The sequence below is a fragment of the Paraburkholderia sp. genome (genome assembly GCF_028283785.1).
Lineage (GTDB): Bacteria > Pseudomonadota > Gammaproteobacteria > Burkholderiales > Burkholderiaceae > Paraburkholderia.
In genome coordinates, this window is the sequence record NZ_JAPWKB010000004.1 from 118,368 (window position 1) to 133,320 (window position 14,953).

General features: G+C 62.2%; 12 protein-coding genes and 1 pseudogene. 5 read left to right on the plus strand and 8 right to left on the minus strand.

Translation table 11 applies throughout. The features are described from left to right. Window positions 1–36: 36 nt before the first annotated feature. From PW947_RS03735 to PW947_RS03745, 3 genes and pseudogenes are all read left to right on the plus strand, one after another. Window positions 37–954, plus strand: coding sequence for a 5'-nucleotidase (locus PW947_RS03735; RefSeq protein ID WP_299629725.1), 918 nt, complete (start codon window positions 37–39; stop codon window positions 952–954). Continuing rightward, complete coding sequence (queF, locus tag PW947_RS03740; protein ID WP_299629726.1) at window positions 951–1,775, plus strand: NADPH-dependent 7-cyano-7-deazaguanine reductase QueF; 825 nt, start codon at window positions 951–953, stop codon at window positions 1,773–1,775. The genes PW947_RS03735 and queF overlap by 4 nt, the downstream gene beginning before the upstream one ends. A 419-nt stretch (window positions 1,776–2,194) precedes the next feature. After that, a pseudogene (locus PW947_RS03745) lies at window positions 2,195–3,422 on the plus strand (IS256 family transposase). Window positions 3,423–4,110: 688 nt separating this feature from the next. On the opposite strand, the gene PW947_RS03750 reads toward PW947_RS03745, so the two are convergent. Genes PW947_RS03750 through PW947_RS03760 form a run of 3 tightly spaced genes read right to left on the minus strand, consistent with a single transcriptional unit; the run spans window position 4,111 to window position 6,921 of the window. Next, window positions 4,111–4,488, minus strand: a complete 378-nt coding sequence (locus tag PW947_RS03750; RefSeq protein ID WP_299629727.1) for a RidA family protein — start codon at window positions 4,486–4,488, stop codon at window positions 4,111–4,113. Window positions 4,489–4,542: 54 nt separating this feature from the next. Then, entirely contained in the window at window positions 4,543–6,021 is a 1,479-nt protein-coding gene (locus PW947_RS03755; protein ID WP_299629728.1) for a D-aminoacylase, read from the minus strand. 3 nt (window positions 6,022–6,024) lie between these two features. Further along, window positions 6,025–6,921: a MurR/RpiR family transcriptional regulator gene (locus PW947_RS03760; protein ID WP_299629729.1), complete on the minus strand. Its 897-nt coding sequence runs from the start codon at window positions 6,919–6,921 to the stop codon at window positions 6,025–6,027. Between the two features lie 143 nt (window positions 6,922–7,064). On the opposite strand from PW947_RS03760, the gene PW947_RS03765 reads away from it, so the two are divergent. Then, a complete protein-coding gene (locus PW947_RS03765; RefSeq protein ID WP_299629730.1) occupies window positions 7,065–8,342 on the plus strand; it encodes an amino acid deaminase in 1,278 nt (425 codons plus the stop codon). A gap of 90 nt (window positions 8,343–8,432) precedes the next feature. Here PW947_RS03765 and PW947_RS03770 read toward each other — a convergent pair whose 3' ends face one another. Then, entirely contained in the window at window positions 8,433–8,933 is a 501-nt protein-coding gene (locus PW947_RS03770; RefSeq protein WP_299629731.1) for a MarR family transcriptional regulator, read from the minus strand. A 36-nt stretch (window positions 8,934–8,969) separates the two neighbouring features. Next, window positions 8,970–10,565 (minus strand): MDR family MFS transporter, encoded by a 1,596-nt coding sequence (locus tag PW947_RS03775; RefSeq protein WP_299629732.1) that lies wholly within the window; start codon window positions 10,563–10,565, stop codon window positions 8,970–8,972. A 134-nt stretch (window positions 10,566–10,699) separates the two neighbouring features. Between PW947_RS03775 and PW947_RS03780 the strand changes: the two genes are divergently transcribed. Continuing rightward, window positions 10,700–11,548: an EcsC family protein gene (locus tag PW947_RS03780; RefSeq protein WP_299629733.1), complete on the plus strand. Its 849-nt coding sequence runs from the start codon at window positions 10,700–10,702 to the stop codon at window positions 11,546–11,548. Here PW947_RS03780 and PW947_RS03785 read toward each other — a convergent pair. The 3 genes from PW947_RS03785 to PW947_RS03795 form a co-directional block, all read right to left on the minus strand. Continuing rightward, on the minus strand, window positions 11,518–12,534 hold the full coding sequence (locus PW947_RS03785; RefSeq protein WP_299629734.1) for an alpha/beta hydrolase: 1,017 nt from the start codon (window positions 12,532–12,534) through the stop codon (window positions 11,518–11,520). The two genes, PW947_RS03780 and PW947_RS03785, sit on opposite strands and share 31 nt — an antisense overlap. Window positions 12,535–12,734: 200 nt before the next feature. Further along, complete coding sequence (locus PW947_RS03790) at window positions 12,735–13,169, minus strand: CHRD domain-containing protein (protein ID WP_299629735.1); 435 nt, start codon at window positions 13,167–13,169, stop codon at window positions 12,735–12,737. A 199-nt stretch (window positions 13,170–13,368) separates the two neighbouring features. After that, window positions 13,369–14,505: a porin gene (locus PW947_RS03795; protein WP_299629736.1), complete on the minus strand. Its 1,137-nt coding sequence runs from the start codon at window positions 14,503–14,505 to the stop codon at window positions 13,369–13,371. Between the last annotated feature and the right edge of the window lie 448 nt (window positions 14,506–14,953).

A 14,953-nucleotide genomic window follows, 5' to 3' on the forward strand; every position in this document is an offset into this window, starting at 1 on the left:
CGGCAACTCGCTTAACGCTTCACACGGATTTCGCGGATGGCATTTTCGCTGGATGACAAGCTGGTCGTGGCGATTTCCTCGCGCGCGCTGTTCGATTTCGAGGAAGAGAACGGCGTGTACGAGGAAGGCAACCTGCGCGCGTACGAGGCTTTGCAGCGCGAACGGCTCAACGTGCCGGCCAAGCCGGGCGTCGCGTTTCCGTTGATTCGCAAGCTGCTCGCGTTGAACGCGGGCGGCCATCGGGTCGAAGTGGTGATCTTGTCGCGCAGCGATCCGATCAGCGGTTTGCGGGCGTTTCATTCGTGCCGCGAGCATGGCCTGAGCGTCGAGCGAGGCGTGTTCACGCGTGGGCGTGCGCCGTTCGCGTATCTGAAGCCGCTGAACGCGTCGCTGTTTCTGTCTGCGAATCAGGATGACGTGCGCGACGCGTTGGCCGCCGGTTTTCCGGCCGCGCGGGTGTTGCCGGAATCGGCGAAAATGGCGAGCAAGTATCCGGACGAGATCCGGATTGCATTCGACGGCGACGCCGTGCTGTTTTCCGACGAAGCGGAGCGCATTTTTCAGGCAGACGGTTTGCGTGCGTTTGTCGGGCACGAGATCAGCAACAAGGATTTACCGCTGGCCGACGGGCCGCTGAAGCCTTTGCTGGAAGCGTTGCACCGGTTGCAGAAACTCGCGGACGACGCCGCGCCGACGCAATCCGCGCCGATGCGCATTCGCACGGCGCTGGTGACAGCGCGCTCGGCGCCGGCGCATGAGCGGGCGATCCGCACCTTGATGGCATGGAACATCGAAATCGACGAAGCGATGTTCCTGGGCGGTCTCGACAAGAGCGCGTTTTTGCGCGAGTTCGAGCCGGACTTTTTCTTCGACGATCAAATTGGCCACTGCGAGTCGGCTCGCGTCGTGACGGCGACGGGGCACGTGCTGAGTGGCATCGTGAATGCACCATGACACCCGAACAATCACCGCTGGGCAAACCTGCCGCTTACACCGAAAAGTACGACGCATCGCTGCTGTTTCCGATTGCGCGTAAGAACGCGCGCGAACCGATTGGGATCGGCGCGCAGTTGCCGTTCTTCGGCACGGACATCTGGAACGCTTACGAGTTGTCGTGGCTGAATTCGCGGGGCAAGCCGCAGATTGCGATTGCGACGTTCTACGTGCCGGCGGAATCGCCGAATATCGTCGAGTCGAAGTCGTTCAAGCTTTATCTGGGCTCGTTTGCGCAGAGCGCGTTCGATTCCGCGGATGCGGTGCGCGACACGATCAAGCGCGACGTGTCGGCTTCATGCGGGGCGACAGTGTCGGTTCATCTGACGTCGCCGTATGAATTCGGCAAGCTGAAGATGGAAGAGTTCGAAGGGTTGTCGCTCGACCGTCTGGATCTCGATACGGACATTTATCAGCCGGATGCGTCGTTGCTGACGGCTGCTTTGGACGAATCTCCGGTCGAGGAGACCGTGTTTTCGAATTTGCTGAAGTCGAATTGTCCGGTGACCGGTCAGCCTGACTGGGGCAGCGTGCAGATTCACTACGTCGGGCCGCAGATCGATCATGCGGGGTTGCTGCGATATATCATTTCTTATCGTGAGCACACGGGGTTTCATGAGCAGTGCGTCGAGAAGATTTTTATCGATATTCTGAAGGCTTGTCAGCCGGTGAAGCTTGCGGTTTATGCGAGGTATACGCGGCGCGGTGGGTTGGATATCAATCCGTTTCGGACGAATTTTAATTCGGCGATGCCGGATAATTTGAGGACGGCTCGGCAATAAGGGTTTTGGGGGTTGGCTGCGCTGGGCTGGCCTCTGTTCGTTCCGATTTTGCGGTGGGTTTGGTTGGGGTTGGTTGGGTTGGTTGGTTTGGTTGTCCCGTTTTCACGCTGGTCTGCCTGGATCGTCCCTGTGCGGGACCGCACCTACTTTTCTTTGCTCGCGCAAAGAAAAGTAGGCAAAAGAAAGCGCGTTTACACCGACACTTCGTAGCGAGTGGCGTCTAGTATTTTTCGGGTAGTGGTCCGCGCACGATTTGAGTTGCCGCACCGCTCGACTTGGTGACAAGGCAGTCATTCGTTCCGGCTGTTCGCTCCGCGACAGCCGACGGGCACAGCCCCGTCTTTTTCTCTCGGCGAGCCTGTAAGCGATTTTGTGTCTGCGAGTCATATGATTGCCCGTAACGGGCCAAGGAGAGTCATATGGCAACGCGCAAGACGAGGAGCCGGTTCGATCCGGCGGTGCTGGACGAACTGCTCAAGGGGCAGGATCCGCAGACGGTCCTGCGTTCGCAGGGCCTGCTCGGTGAACTCAAGAAGGCGCTGGCCGAGCGCATGCTCAACGCCGAGATGGACGTGCATCTGGACCAGCCGCTCGAGCACGACGCGGGCAACCACCGCAACGGATCGAGCGCGAAGACCGTGCTCAGCGAGGACGGCCCGCTGGAGCTGGCGATTCCCCGCGATCGCCACGGCCGCTTTGATCCGGCGCTCATCGGCAAATACCAGCGCCGCTTTCCCGGCTTCGACCAGAAGATCATCGCGCTGTACGCGCGCGGCATGAGTACGCGCGATATCCAGTGCCCACGTGGCCGAACTCTACGGCCTGGAGATCTCGCCCGAGCTGGTGTCGGCGGTCACCGACGCGGTGCTCGACGAGGTCCGGGCCTGGCAGGAGCGCCCGCTCGATCCGGTGTATGCGCTGGTCTATTTCGATGCGCTGCGCGTGAAGATCCGCGATGAGGGGCTGGTGCGCAACAAGGCCGTGTATCTGGCCATCGGCGTGAACTGTGAGGGCTACCGCGACGTGCTGGGCATCTGGATCGAGCACACCGAGGGCGCCCGGTTCTGGCTCAGGGTGATGAGCGAGCTGAAGGCGCGCGGCACGCGCGACATCCTGATCGCGGTGGTCGACGGGCTCAAGGGGTTTCCGGAGGCGATCGTGTCGGTGTTCCCGCAGACGGTGGTCCAGACCTGCATCGTGCACCTGCTGCGCAACTCGATGCAGTTCGCCACCTGGAAGGAGCGCGCCGCGCTGGCCGCCGCGCTCAGGCCGGTCTACACCGCGACGGGCGCCGAGGCGGCCGAACAGGAACTGGCGCGCTTCGAGGCCGGCGAGTGGGGCCAGCGCTACCGGGCGATCGTGCCGATGTGGCGACGGCAGTGGGAAGAGGTCGTGCCGTTCTTTGCGTTCACCGCGCCGGTGCGCACGCTGATCTACACGACCAACGCGATCGAGAGCCTGCACAGCCAGGTGCGCAAATCGATCCGCAACAAGGGCCACTTTCCATCCGACGAAGCCGCGCTCAAACTCATCTGGCTGAGCCTGCGCTACATCGTCGGCAAGTGGACCAACAGGCCCCTGTGCTGGAGCGCGGCGCGAACGGAGTTCGCCATCCAGTTTGAAGACCGCTTTACTGTCGGGCCATGAGTACCATGACTCGCACACAAAATTTCTGACAGGCTCCTCTCGGCGCTCTTCGCGCGCTGCACTCCGTCTGTCACAACACCCCCTTTCCTGGCATGCGCCGGTCCGGTCGCGCGCGCGAAATTCCTAGCCAATCACGCCGTCGAAACCGTCGTGAAGGCGAGCGAATGGTATAGCGCAAACAGGGCTTTGAGCCGACGCTGGAATTGCCCTAAAAACGGGCGGATGCGGTGCCGCAACCGGGCCTTGGATCGAACGCCGGAACCGTCGAAACGGCGAGCGAGCGACGTAACGCAGCCGGGTTTCGAACCGACGCCGGAATCGTCGAAATGGCGGGCGAGTGACCTGACGCAACCGCGTTTCGAACCGACGCCGGAACCGTCGAAGAGGCGGGCAAATGACGAGGCGCGAATGGGTTTTTGAAGTGGGCTACCGCCGCGAAGCGGGCGGGAAGTGCGGGCGCGGACCACCACGCCAAACGGACCGCCGAGTCAAAACGTGCGCGGACCACTACCCGAAAAATACTAGACGCCACTCGCTACGAAGTGGCGGTGTAAACGCGCTTTCTTTTGCCTACTTTTCTTTGCGCGAGCAAAGAAAAGTAGGTGCGGTCCCGCACAGGGACGATCCAGGCAAACCAACGCGAAACCGGGACAACCAAACCAAACCAAACCAATCCAAACCCTACCCCTCACCCCTTATAAGCAACACAATCCACCTCAACCCGACAATCAATCACCATACTCGACACCACACACGCCCGCGCCGGCGGGTTCTCCCCAAAGTACTCTTTAAACACCTTATTGAACGAAGCAAAATCCCGCGGATCATCGAGCCACACGCCACATCGAACAACATGCTCGGCCCCATACCCGGCTTCTTTCAAAATCGCGAAAACGTTCTGAATCGCCTTGTGCGATTGCTCAACAATCCCGCCATTGATCACTTCGCCGTTTTCCATCGGCGTCTGCCCCGACACGAACAACCAGCCGTCGGCTTCGACCGCACGCGCAAACGGCATCGTCTGTCCGCCCGTTCCCTTCCCACCTTCCACGCCATAACGCTTCATCTCAACACTCCTTAAAAAGTCATCCCGCGCAATTCAATCGTCGCTGGATCAAAATCAGAAAACACCGGCTGCATCGACGACCTTCGCGCCGCGCGCCACAAAATGCCCCGCCCGTTCACCCGTCGCCGCACCGTCGAGATACGACAACACGCCATTCACCCACACCGCATCGATTCCCTCGGCCGCCTGCTGCGGCTTCTCGAACGTCGCGGCATCCCGCACCTTCGCCGGATCGAACAACACCAGATCGGCGTGATAGCCGATGTGCACTTCGCCACGCTCGGTCAATCCGTAACGCCGCGCGGTCAGACCCGTCATCTTGCGCACCGCCTCCTCGAGCGGCAACAGTCCGGCGTCGCGCACGTAGTGCCCGAGCACGCGCGGAAATGCGCCCCACAAACGAGGATGCGGCAACGGATCGTTCGGCAATCCGTCCGAGCCGACCATCGTCGCGGGATGCGACAGGATGCGCCGCACATCGTCCTCCGACATGTTGTGATACACCGCGCCCGCCGGCTGCAAGCGCTTGCCCGCCTCCTGCTGCGTCACGCCCCATTCGGCCGCAATCTCCTTCACCAGCTTGCCCGCCATTTCCGGATGCGGCTCCGACCACGTAATCGTGATGTCGATGTCGCCCGTCACCTGCTTCAGATCCAGCGTCGACGAACTCCGGTTGTACGGATAACAGTCGCAACCGATCGGCTGCATCTTGCGCGCACCATCCAGCGACGCCAGCACGTCCACACTGCGCCCCCAGTTCGACGGCCCCGCGCATTTCAGATGCGAAATCACCACCGGCACGCGCGCATGACGCCCCACCCGATACGCCTCGTCCATCGCATCGAGAATCGCGTCGAACTCGGTTCGCATATGCGTCGTGTACAACGCGCCCGCGGCGGCCAACGGTTCGGCCAGCGCCATCACTTCTTCGGTCGGCGCGGCAAACGCGGACCCGTAAGCCAGCCCCGAACTCAATCCCAACGCGCCATGCGCCAACGCCTCTTCGAGCTGCGCACGCATTGCGCCGATTTCCGCGTCGGTGGCGGCGCGGTCGAGACGGTCCATCTGGTTGTTGCGCAGCGCGGTATGACCGACCAGCGCACCCACGTTGACCGCCGGACGCGCGGCATTCACGGCGTCCACGTATGCGGCGAACGTCGAATAACTGAACGCGTCGCGCTCGCCGAGGAGATTCATCGGATCGGGCGGATCGCCCTTCAACGTCACCGGCGACGCGCTGATCCCGCAATTGCCGACGATCACCGTCGTCACGCCTTGCGTGATCTTCGGCAACATCTGCGGCGAGCGGATGACGTGCGTGTCGTCGTGCGTGTGAACGTCGATGAAGCCCGGCGCCAGCGCGCGGCCGTTCGCCTCGATCACCTCTTCGGCAAGCCAGTTCGACAGATTGCCGATCGCCGCGATCTTGCCGGCGCGAATCGCGACGTCGCGCTCGACCGGCGGCGCGCCCGTGCCGTCGTAAAGCAACGCGCCGACGATCAACGTATCTGCAGCTTCAGGATGCGAATGCATGTATCAGTCTCCTAGCGGTTGTCGGTCGCCGCCACCGCGATGCGCGTCGAGCGCGTGCTTCATGCGGCGCAGCAATTCGCGGCTCTCGTCGCCCTGACTGACGGCGAGTTCGGTGACGAGCACGTCGAGTGCCATCATCATCGCGTAGCGCGACGACGACGGCTTGTAGATAAAGTCGGTTTCGAATGCGACGATCGGAATCAGCCAGTCGGCCAGCCGCGCGAGCGGCGACGCGGGCGCGGTCAGCGTGATCAGCGTCGCGCCGTAACTGCGCGCGATCCGGCAGTTATCGACCACTTCCGGCACCCGGCCGGTCGTGGACAGCGCAATCACGACGTGATCGCGCGACACCGTGCTCGCGACCATCCGTTGCAGCAAACCGTCCTGATACGTGGCGACCGGACGGCCGAGGCGCACCAGACGAAAGCGCATTTCGTCGGCGAGTGCGGTCGAGCCGCCGCCCATGCCGAACACGTAGATCATTTTTGCGTCGCGCAACGCGGCGGCCGCCTCGGCGATCGGCGCCTGCCGCAACAATTGATGGTTATGCGTGAGCACCGTCTGCAATTCATCGTAGACACGCGTGGCGATCGAGTGCGGCGCGCCGTCGATCGCGGCCGGACCGGGCTGCAGAAAACGCTGTCCGACCGCCGCTGCTTGCGCCAACCGCAATTTCAGTTCGCGCACATCGCGACACCCGACCGCTTTCGCGAACCGCGTGACGGTCGCGACGCTCACCTGCGCCTGCGCCGCCAGCGCGCCGATGCTTGCGCGCGATGCGCCCGTCAGATCGTCGAGGATCAGCGCGGCCACCTTGCGCTCGGCCGAACGCAGATCCGGCGCGCATTCGGCAATGCGCGCGACGATATCGAAAGCGAGCGGTTCGACTGTTGAATTCATATGACACCGTGGGGACGCAAAACGGCACGCACCTTGCCGCCGAATGCCGTGGTACTAAATAACATTTTCGGTTCAATGCTACTTTCGGTAACATATCCGAGTCAAATCAATTCCGATTTATCTGGCCGATGGAGCAGTGTGACATGAAAGTTACAAACTATCAGGGCGCGACAATCGATCCGTACAGCAAGGGTTTGGGGCAGGTCCCGGGCGCCACGATCCAGCTGACCGACGCGGCGCGTCTTGAATGGAATCTGCTGAACGAAGATGTAAGCCTGCCGGCCGCCGTGCTGTACGCGGACCGGATCGAGCACAACCTGAAATGGATGCAGGCGTTCGTTGCCGAATACGGTGTGAAGCTCGCGCCGCACGGTAAGACCACGATGGCGCCGCAACTGTTCCGCCGTCAGCTCGAAACCGGCGCGTGGGGCCTGACGCTCGCCACCGCGCATCAGGTGCGCGCCGCGTATCACGGCGGCGTGTCGCGCGTGCTGCTAGCCAATCAGCTGGTCGGGCGCCGCAACATGACGATGATCGCGGAATTGCTCAGCGATCCCGATTTCGAGTTCTTCTGCCTCGTCGATTCCGTCGAAGGCGTCGATCTGCTGGGCGCGTTCTTCGGCTCGGTCAACAAGCCGCTTCAGGTGCTGCTCGAACTCGGCGTGCCGGGCGGCCGCACCGGCGTGCGCGACGACGCGCAACGCCACGCAGTGCTTGCCGCGATCGCGCGCTATCCGGATACGCTGAAGCTGGCAGGCGTCGAGTTGTACGAAGGCGTATTGAAAGAAGAAGACGAAGTGCGCGCGTTCTTGCGCAGCGCGGTAGACATCACGCGCGCGCTGGTGGACGAAGGACGCTTCGCGCGCACGCCGGCTGTGCTGTCCGGCGCGGGTTCTGCGTGGTACGACGTGGTGGCGGAAGAATTCGCGAAGGCGTCCGACGCGGGGCGCGTCGAAGTCGTACTGCGACCGGGATGCTATCTGACACACGACGTCGGGGTGTATCGCAAGGCGCAGACGGATATCTTCGCGCGCAATCCCGTGGCAAAGAAAATGGGTGAAGGATTGTTGCCCGCGCTACAGCTTTGGGCCTATGTGCAGTCCATTCCCGAACCCGAGCGGGCGATCATCGGTCTGGGCAAGCGCGACGCCGCATTCGATGCGGGCATGCCCGAGCCGGCGCGTCACTATCGTCCGGGCACCGAAGCGCCGCGCGCGGTTACCGCGAGCGAAGGCTGGGAAATTACCGGCATGATGGATCAGCACGCGTATCTGAAGATTCCGGCGGGCGCTGACCTGAAAGTGGGCGACATGATTGCGTTCGACATCTCGCATCCGTGCCTGACGTTCGACAAATGGCGTCAGTTGCTGGTGGTCGATGCATCGTACGACGTGACGGAAGTGATCGAAACGTTCTTCTGAGCGCGAACGACGCAGATCGCCTTATATGGACAAACGGCGCGAGTATTCACTCGCGCCGTTTGTCTTTCACTGCCCGACTTCAATCAGCGCTCACAGCCCGCCGGTTTCCGTCCGGACCGCTTTCGCGGCCGCGCCGGGCGCCCCCGACCCGCTCGTCGACGCCGCGCCGACCTCGCCGATTCTCACCTCCAGCAATTTCAACGCGTTCGACAACGCCGCCAGCGCGTCGTCGGGAAGTGCGGCCATCGTGTCGTGCAAGAACGCATTGCGCGCGGGCAGACTTGCCTGCGTCGCCTCGCGACCGGCGTCGGTCAGTTGCACATTGGTGATGCGGTTATCGCGCGTGTCCATGCTGCGCGCGATCCATCCCAGCGCTTCGAGCGCTTTCAGTTGACGCGTCAGCATGCCGGGATCGACCCGCAGACGCTCGACCAGCCGCTTTTGCGACGACTCGCCGTCCTGTTCGTGCAGCGCGAGCAGGATGCGCCAACGCGGCAACGGATGGCCGACTTGCGCCTCGAACGCCGACATGAAACTCCGATACGTGCGTCCGAATTGATGAACGATAGCGACGCGGTCCTGTTCTTCCATGATGTGTCTTTGAAGCGGTATGTGGGAGCCCGGCGCTCAGTCGGCGAGAATCGTGGGCTCGACGTGGCGTTGCAGCTTGATCTGCGGCACACGGCGGCTTTGCCAGATCGATACGACCGCGATCACCGCGGCCAGCGCCAGCCCGATATGAATCGCCGCGACCAGCGCTTCGCGCGCGGCTTCGAGCAGCATCGCGCCGTTATGGCCGGTGTTGGTCATCTGACCGAGCAGACGCGACTGCGCGTCGTGATTGATCAGGATCTGCGGGTCGCCGAGATCGACGAACCACTGGCTCGCGTGATCGCGATCGAGCACGCTGCGCACGCCGCTCGCGTACATATGCGAGATCAGCGTGCCGGTCAGCGCCGTGCCGATCATCCCGCCGATCATCCGCAACGATTGCAGCAGCGCGGTCGCAATACCGAGATGTTCGCGACCGGCGGTTTGCTGCGCGAAGATCGTCAGGTTCGGCATCACGAAGCCGAGTCCGAGACCGCCGACCATCATGAACGCCATCAACATCCATTGCGGCATCGAGCGGGTGGCGATCACCGTGCCGAGGCACGACAGCGCCATGCACGTGAAGCCGAGATACAGCATCAGATTCGGATTGCGGATCCGCGACACGATCCGGCCATTGGCGATACTGCCGATCGTGATGAACACGACCAGCGGCGTAATCACCAGACCGGCGTCTTTCGGCGACATCCCGAAACCGCCCTGAAACAGCAGCGGCGCGTAAAACAGCAGCGAAAACATCGTGAAACCGCCGAGCACGGCGAGCGTGAACAGCGCAGCGAGGCTGGGATTGCGAAACATGTCGACCGGCAAAATGGCTTGCGGAAAGCGCTTTTCCCACTGCCACAACCCATAGGCGGACGCGACGCTGACGGCCAGCAAGGTCGCTGCGGTCCACGTGACGCCGTGCTTCGGCAGCAGTTCGACGAACAGTTGCAGACAGCCGAGCGCAACGGCGATCAGCAGCGCGCCGGGCCAGTCGAGACGCATCTTTCCTTCGTGCGCGACATGCCGCAGATGCGGCAGAAAACGCCACACGAAAAACAGCGACAACAGGCCGACCGGTAGATTCACGTAGAACACCGAGCGCCAGCCGTAGTACTGCGTCAGAAAACCGCCGAGCGACGGCCCGACCGCGTTCGCGATGCCGAATGCGGAACTCATCAGCACCTGCCAGCGCAACCGGATCACGGAGTCGGGAAACAGATCGGGGATGCAGGCGAACGCCGTGCCGACCAGCATGCCGCCGCCGATGCCTTGCAGGCCGCGCGCGAGCACGAGAAACAGCATGTCGTCGGCGGCGCCGCACAACACCGAAGCCGCGGTGAACAGCACGATCGACGCGATCACGAATGGCTTGCGACCGTAATAGTCGCCGAGCCGCCCGAAGATCGGCACGGTAATCACGGAAGTGAGCAGATACGACGTGGCGACCCACGCGTACAACTCGAAACCCTTCAGTTCGGCGACGATAGTGGGCAGCGCGGTGCCGACCACGGTCTGGTCGAGCGCGACCAGCATCGTGACGAAGGAGATGCCGAGCATCGCCAGAAGAGATTCACGGAACGGTAAAACTTGCCCACTCGAGTGATGGGCGGCGGTATGGACAGCCATTTTTGATAGCGCAATAGTTGACGCGTCAAGCGATCGGGAATCATACCACTTTGCGCGGCTCTAATCCGTCACGAACCGACCTGTTTTGTGATGGGTTGGTCATACAAATCACAGGGTTTCAACAAGGGAGGCTTATGGAGTCCACGCCGCTCACCGCGTCGCCGACGACGCTGTCGAATGACGATCTGATCGCGCTCCGACGCGCGAAGCACGAACTGGAAAGTCCCGCGCTGGCGATGAAACTGGCGAGCATCGTCGGCTCGCCGCTCGAAAAGCTGATTGCGCGAATGCCCGCGATAGCCAACGAAAAAGTCACCGACGCGACTCAGGCCGCGCTTCGCAAATGCTTGCAGATCGCGCTGCGCACGCTCGGCCGCAGCGATCCGGCGATGTCGCTCGCCACGCCCGATAAACCGAGCAATCTGCTGCACAAGTTCGCGGTGGCGACCACCGGCGCAGCGGGTGGCGCGTTCGGTCTGTTCGCATTGCCGGTCGAATTGCCGGTCACGACGACGCTGATGTTCCGCTCGATTTGCGATATCGCACGCAGCGAAGGCGAGAATCTGACGGGTATCGACGCCCAATTGCAGTGTCTGACGGTATTGGGAATGGGCGGCACGTCGAAGTCCGACGACGATGCGGATTTCGGCTACTTCATCATGCGCGGCGCGCTGGCGCAGGCCGTATCGAAGGCATCGACGGAGATTGCGAGCAAGGGTTTTACGACGCACGGTTCGGCCGCGTTGCTGCGCTTGCTCAACACGATCGCCGGGCGTTTTTCGGTGCAGGTCAGCGAACAGATCGCAGCCAAATCGATCCCGGCGATCGGCGCCGTGCTCGGTGCAATGGTCAACACCGTGTTTATCGACCACTTCCAGCACGTCGCGCACGGCCACTTCACGGTGCGGCGACTGGAGCGCCAGTACGGCACGGACGTGGTCGAAGCCGCGTATCAGACCATCGACGTCGCGCTGGACGCTTGACTGGATTGTCCGGATTCGGACATCCGGTCGTGCGCGTCGCGCGTGGCCTCGCGGATAAACGCGGCCGCGCGATCCAGCGCGCGGTTCGCTTCCGGGATAAACGGCGTGAACATCTGCCACACGTGCGGCATCTTGGGCCACACCTGCATATCGACGGGCACGCCCGCGCGACGCGCGTTGTCGGCGACGCGAAGCGAATCGTCGAGTAACACTTCCGTGCTGCCCGCCTGAATCGACAACGGCGGCAAGCCGCGCAGATCCGCATACACCGGCGACGCGTACGGATGCGTGCCGGGCGTCTCCGCGAGATACAGCTTCGCGGCACGTTCGATCGATTCGCCATGGAACATGGGATCGACACCGTCGTTGCTCTTGAGGGTCGCGCCGGTCGCGGCGAGGTCGGTCCACGGTGAAAACAGCATCGCGCCTGCGGGCATTGCGTCGCCGGCGTCGTGAAGCGCAACCAGCGTGGCGAGCGCGAGACCGCCGCCCGCCGAGTCGCCGGCAATGACGATCGATTGCGCGGCAATGCCGTCCGCGATCAACCGGCGATACGCTGCGAGCGCGTCGTCGAGTGCGGCGGGAAACGGATGTTCAGGTGCCAGCCGGTAGTCGAGCGAAAACGCGGACGCGCCTGCGCGGGTCGCGAGGCCGAACACGATCGAGCGATGCGATCGCGGCGAGCAAAAGTAATAGCCGCCGCCGTGCAGATAAAGAAGGGTTGTGCGGTGCGCCGACGGGGCTGACATGCCCGGCGTGTCCGGTACGTCCGGTACGTTCGGCAGCGGTTCGATCCATTCGCCGCGCAACGGGTCTGCGTCCGCGCCGTATTGCTCGCGAAGCCGCCAGCCGCGCGGCACTTTCGGCGAGTAAGCGCGCTTCGCCGTCATCTTGCGCGCGTACTCGACGCTGATCTCGGACTTCATCGTAGCCGGCCGAAACTGCCGACGCAAAAACCAGCAGGCCAGCGAACTTTGCCAACTCATCGGGGCACACTCCATGAACGGTCATATGTCATGGTACGTGCGTGTTGCCCGACGCCGCTGGACGACGACTTCTAATTCGAGACAATGGAAGCGATGAGGCGATGACGTGGGTAGCGTGCGTTGTGCCCATCATGCAGCGCAAATCATGCCGACGGCGCGAATGGCCATGCCGACGCCTGACGTGTCATCCGCGGCGACGCTCAGTTCGCCGGTAACACCTGGCCGCGAATCTCGCCTGCCGGGTTCTGCGCCGAGTGGATATTGAAGTACCACTGACCGGCCATCAGATCGGTGACCTGGCGTTCCGTCAGCACGGCGGAGCCTTTGATCGGGCTGGCGAGTGCGTTCTTTTCGATTGGTACCTGAACTTTCGCGTTCTGGCCGACGGGCGCGGGACCGTGGAAATGCGCGCCGGTCACCGCCGATGTGAAGCCGTCATAAGTGACCGTCCATTGCAACGACCGGGTGGACGTGTCGAAGTTGGCATTGAGCTCGCCGTGTGCGTGACTGACGCGCGGCGGAACTTCACTCGACGGTTGCAGGTTGGCCTTGAGCGCGACGGTATCGGCATACGCGGCACTGGACGCGAACGCCAGACATACCGCAATCAAACTCAGGTTTCGAAGCGCAAACATGGTGGTCTCCGTGCTCAATGCGGCGCTGCAAAGCGACGGACACCCGCCACCCTGCCCGCGACGCCACCACATACTAGAGCAAAACCTTTGCAAAAGTGTATGGGCGCAAACCGTGACTTGACGTAGACATTCACGTGCAAGGCAAGAAAGCGGAAAGGCGCCGTGCACGGCGCCTTTCCTCACGAAGCTCGACTACTGCTTAGAAGCGGTGACGAATGCCCGTCGTCACGACGACTTGCGTCTTGCTCGACGACGGCGCGTTCGTGCCGTAGATCTGCGTCGAACCCTTCGCGCTCTCCGTGCCCAATGCGGCGACACCTTCGGCGTAGAGGTCGGTGCGCTTCGACAGCGCGTAGTCGGCTTGCAGGCCGAACTGGTTCCAGTGCGTCGCAGCAGCGACGCCGCCGCCCGTCGCCTTGCCCTGCACGTAGGTGTAGGCCGCGCCCAGTGCGAGTGCCGGCGTCAGGTTGTAGCGGCCGTTCACTTCGATGTTATTCAGACGCAGCGAACCGTCGCTCAACGCGAACTGATAGCGGGTCGATGTGTAGACGACACCAACGTTAGCCGGTCCGAATTCGTAGCTGCCGCCCGCGCCCCACGTACGCTGATTCTTGCTCATCAACGCCGGCGAGATGCCATCCGCCGATGGCGCGTCCTGCACTGCGCCACCGGTGTTGGTATTCACGCCCTGGGTTTGCAGATAGGCCGCGCCGAGCTTGATCGGACCGTTCTGATAGCCCGCACCGACGCTGTACGCGCGGTTGTTTGCAAAGCCGCCGGTCTGGTTCGAGAAGCCGTACAGGCCGCCGAACGACAGGCCGGCATAGTTCGCGCTCTGATACTTGACCGCGTTGTTGATACGCAGCGACGAGTCGGCGTTGTCGTTGTCGAACGGGTGCGAGAAGTACGTGCCGCCCCAGCTTCCGGCCGCCGTCAACGGGCTGACGAAATCGACCATCGAGTCGTACTGGCGACCGAGCGTGAGCGTACCGAATTGCGACGACACACCGACGAACGCCTGACGGCCGAACATGCGGCCATCTTGCGCCGACGTACCGTTCATCACGTTGAAGCCGCTTTCCAACGTGAAGATGGCCTTCATGCCACCACCGAGGTCTTCCGCGCCACGCAAGCCCCAACGGCTTCCCGACAGGTTGCCGCTGGTCATCCGGTACGCCGCGCCCTTGCTGACGTCACCGTTTGCTTTGGTCGTGATTTCGTTGTTCACGTAGCTAAAGCCTGCGTCGACCACGCCGTAGAGCGTCACGCTGCTTTGCGCGTAAGCCGCACTCGCGAAGGTGGCCGAAACAGCCGCGAAAACTAATGCCTTTTTCATGTCGATTCCTAAATGCTGGACCTGTTGATCCGATTTTTCTGCACAGCGCGAGTGCAGTTCATGCATGTGCGCCGCGCCAACGCTGCCCGCTTTTGACCGGACACCGGCTGATCTGCAGAACCGAGTTTAGGTTGACGACTTTCGTTGCGACCACGTCGGCAAACACAAAAGCCTTTTTGAATTACTCGAATATTTCAGCTCAACCACCGACTAACGCTTTCTATTCAAGGCCTCGCCCTATCTCCTTAACTGCTTCGCGATCCTTATCTAAATAAAGCGTTGTCGTTCAACCACAAAAAGGATTCGGGATATCCCTACGCACGCTTCTGATTACGCTGCACCCCCGGACGATGCAGTTGAACTAAGATCCGAAAATCCGGGTTCGTGCTGATACTTACCCGGTGCACATCCATGCAGTTGCTTCGCACCCGTTGCCAATCGGTTTTAG

Excerpts from the sequence above, each read along its gene's own strand:
- PW947_RS03735 (WP_299629725.1), top strand. The coding sequence starts at position 37 with ATGGCATTTTCGCTGGATGACAAGCTGGTCGTGGCGATTTCCTCGCGC.
- queF (WP_299629726.1), top strand. The coding sequence starts at position 951 with ATGACACCCGAACAATCACCGCTGGGCAAACCTGCCGCTTACACCGAA.
- PW947_RS03750 (WP_299629727.1), bottom strand. The coding sequence starts at position 4,488 with ATGAAGCGTTATGGCGTGGAAGGTGGGAAGGGAACGGGCGGACAGACG.
- PW947_RS03755 (WP_299629728.1), bottom strand. The coding sequence starts at position 6,021 with ATGCATTCGCATCCTGAAGCTGCAGATACGTTGATCGTCGGCGCGTTG.
- PW947_RS03760 (WP_299629729.1), bottom strand. The coding sequence starts at position 6,921 with ATGAATTCAACAGTCGAACCGCTCGCTTTCGATATCGTCGCGCGCATT.
- PW947_RS03765 (WP_299629730.1), top strand. The coding sequence starts at position 7,065 with ATGAAAGTTACAAACTATCAGGGCGCGACAATCGATCCGTACAGCAAG.
- PW947_RS03770 (WP_299629731.1), bottom strand. The coding sequence starts at position 8,933 with ATGGAAGAACAGGACCGCGTCGCTATCGTTCATCAATTCGGACGCACG.
- PW947_RS03775 (WP_299629732.1), bottom strand. The coding sequence starts at position 10,565 with ATGGCTGTCCATACCGCCGCCCATCACTCGAGTGGGCAAGTTTTACCG.
- PW947_RS03780 (WP_299629733.1), top strand. The coding sequence starts at position 10,700 with ATGGAGTCCACGCCGCTCACCGCGTCGCCGACGACGCTGTCGAATGAC.
- PW947_RS03785 (WP_299629734.1), bottom strand. The coding sequence starts at position 12,534 with ATGAGTTGGCAAAGTTCGCTGGCCTGCTGGTTTTTGCGTCGGCAGTTT.
- PW947_RS03790 (WP_299629735.1), bottom strand. The coding sequence starts at position 13,169 with ATGTTTGCGCTTCGAAACCTGAGTTTGATTGCGGTATGTCTGGCGTTC.
- PW947_RS03795 (WP_299629736.1), bottom strand. The coding sequence starts at position 14,505 with ATGAAAAAGGCATTAGTTTTCGCGGCTGTTTCGGCCACCTTCGCGAGT.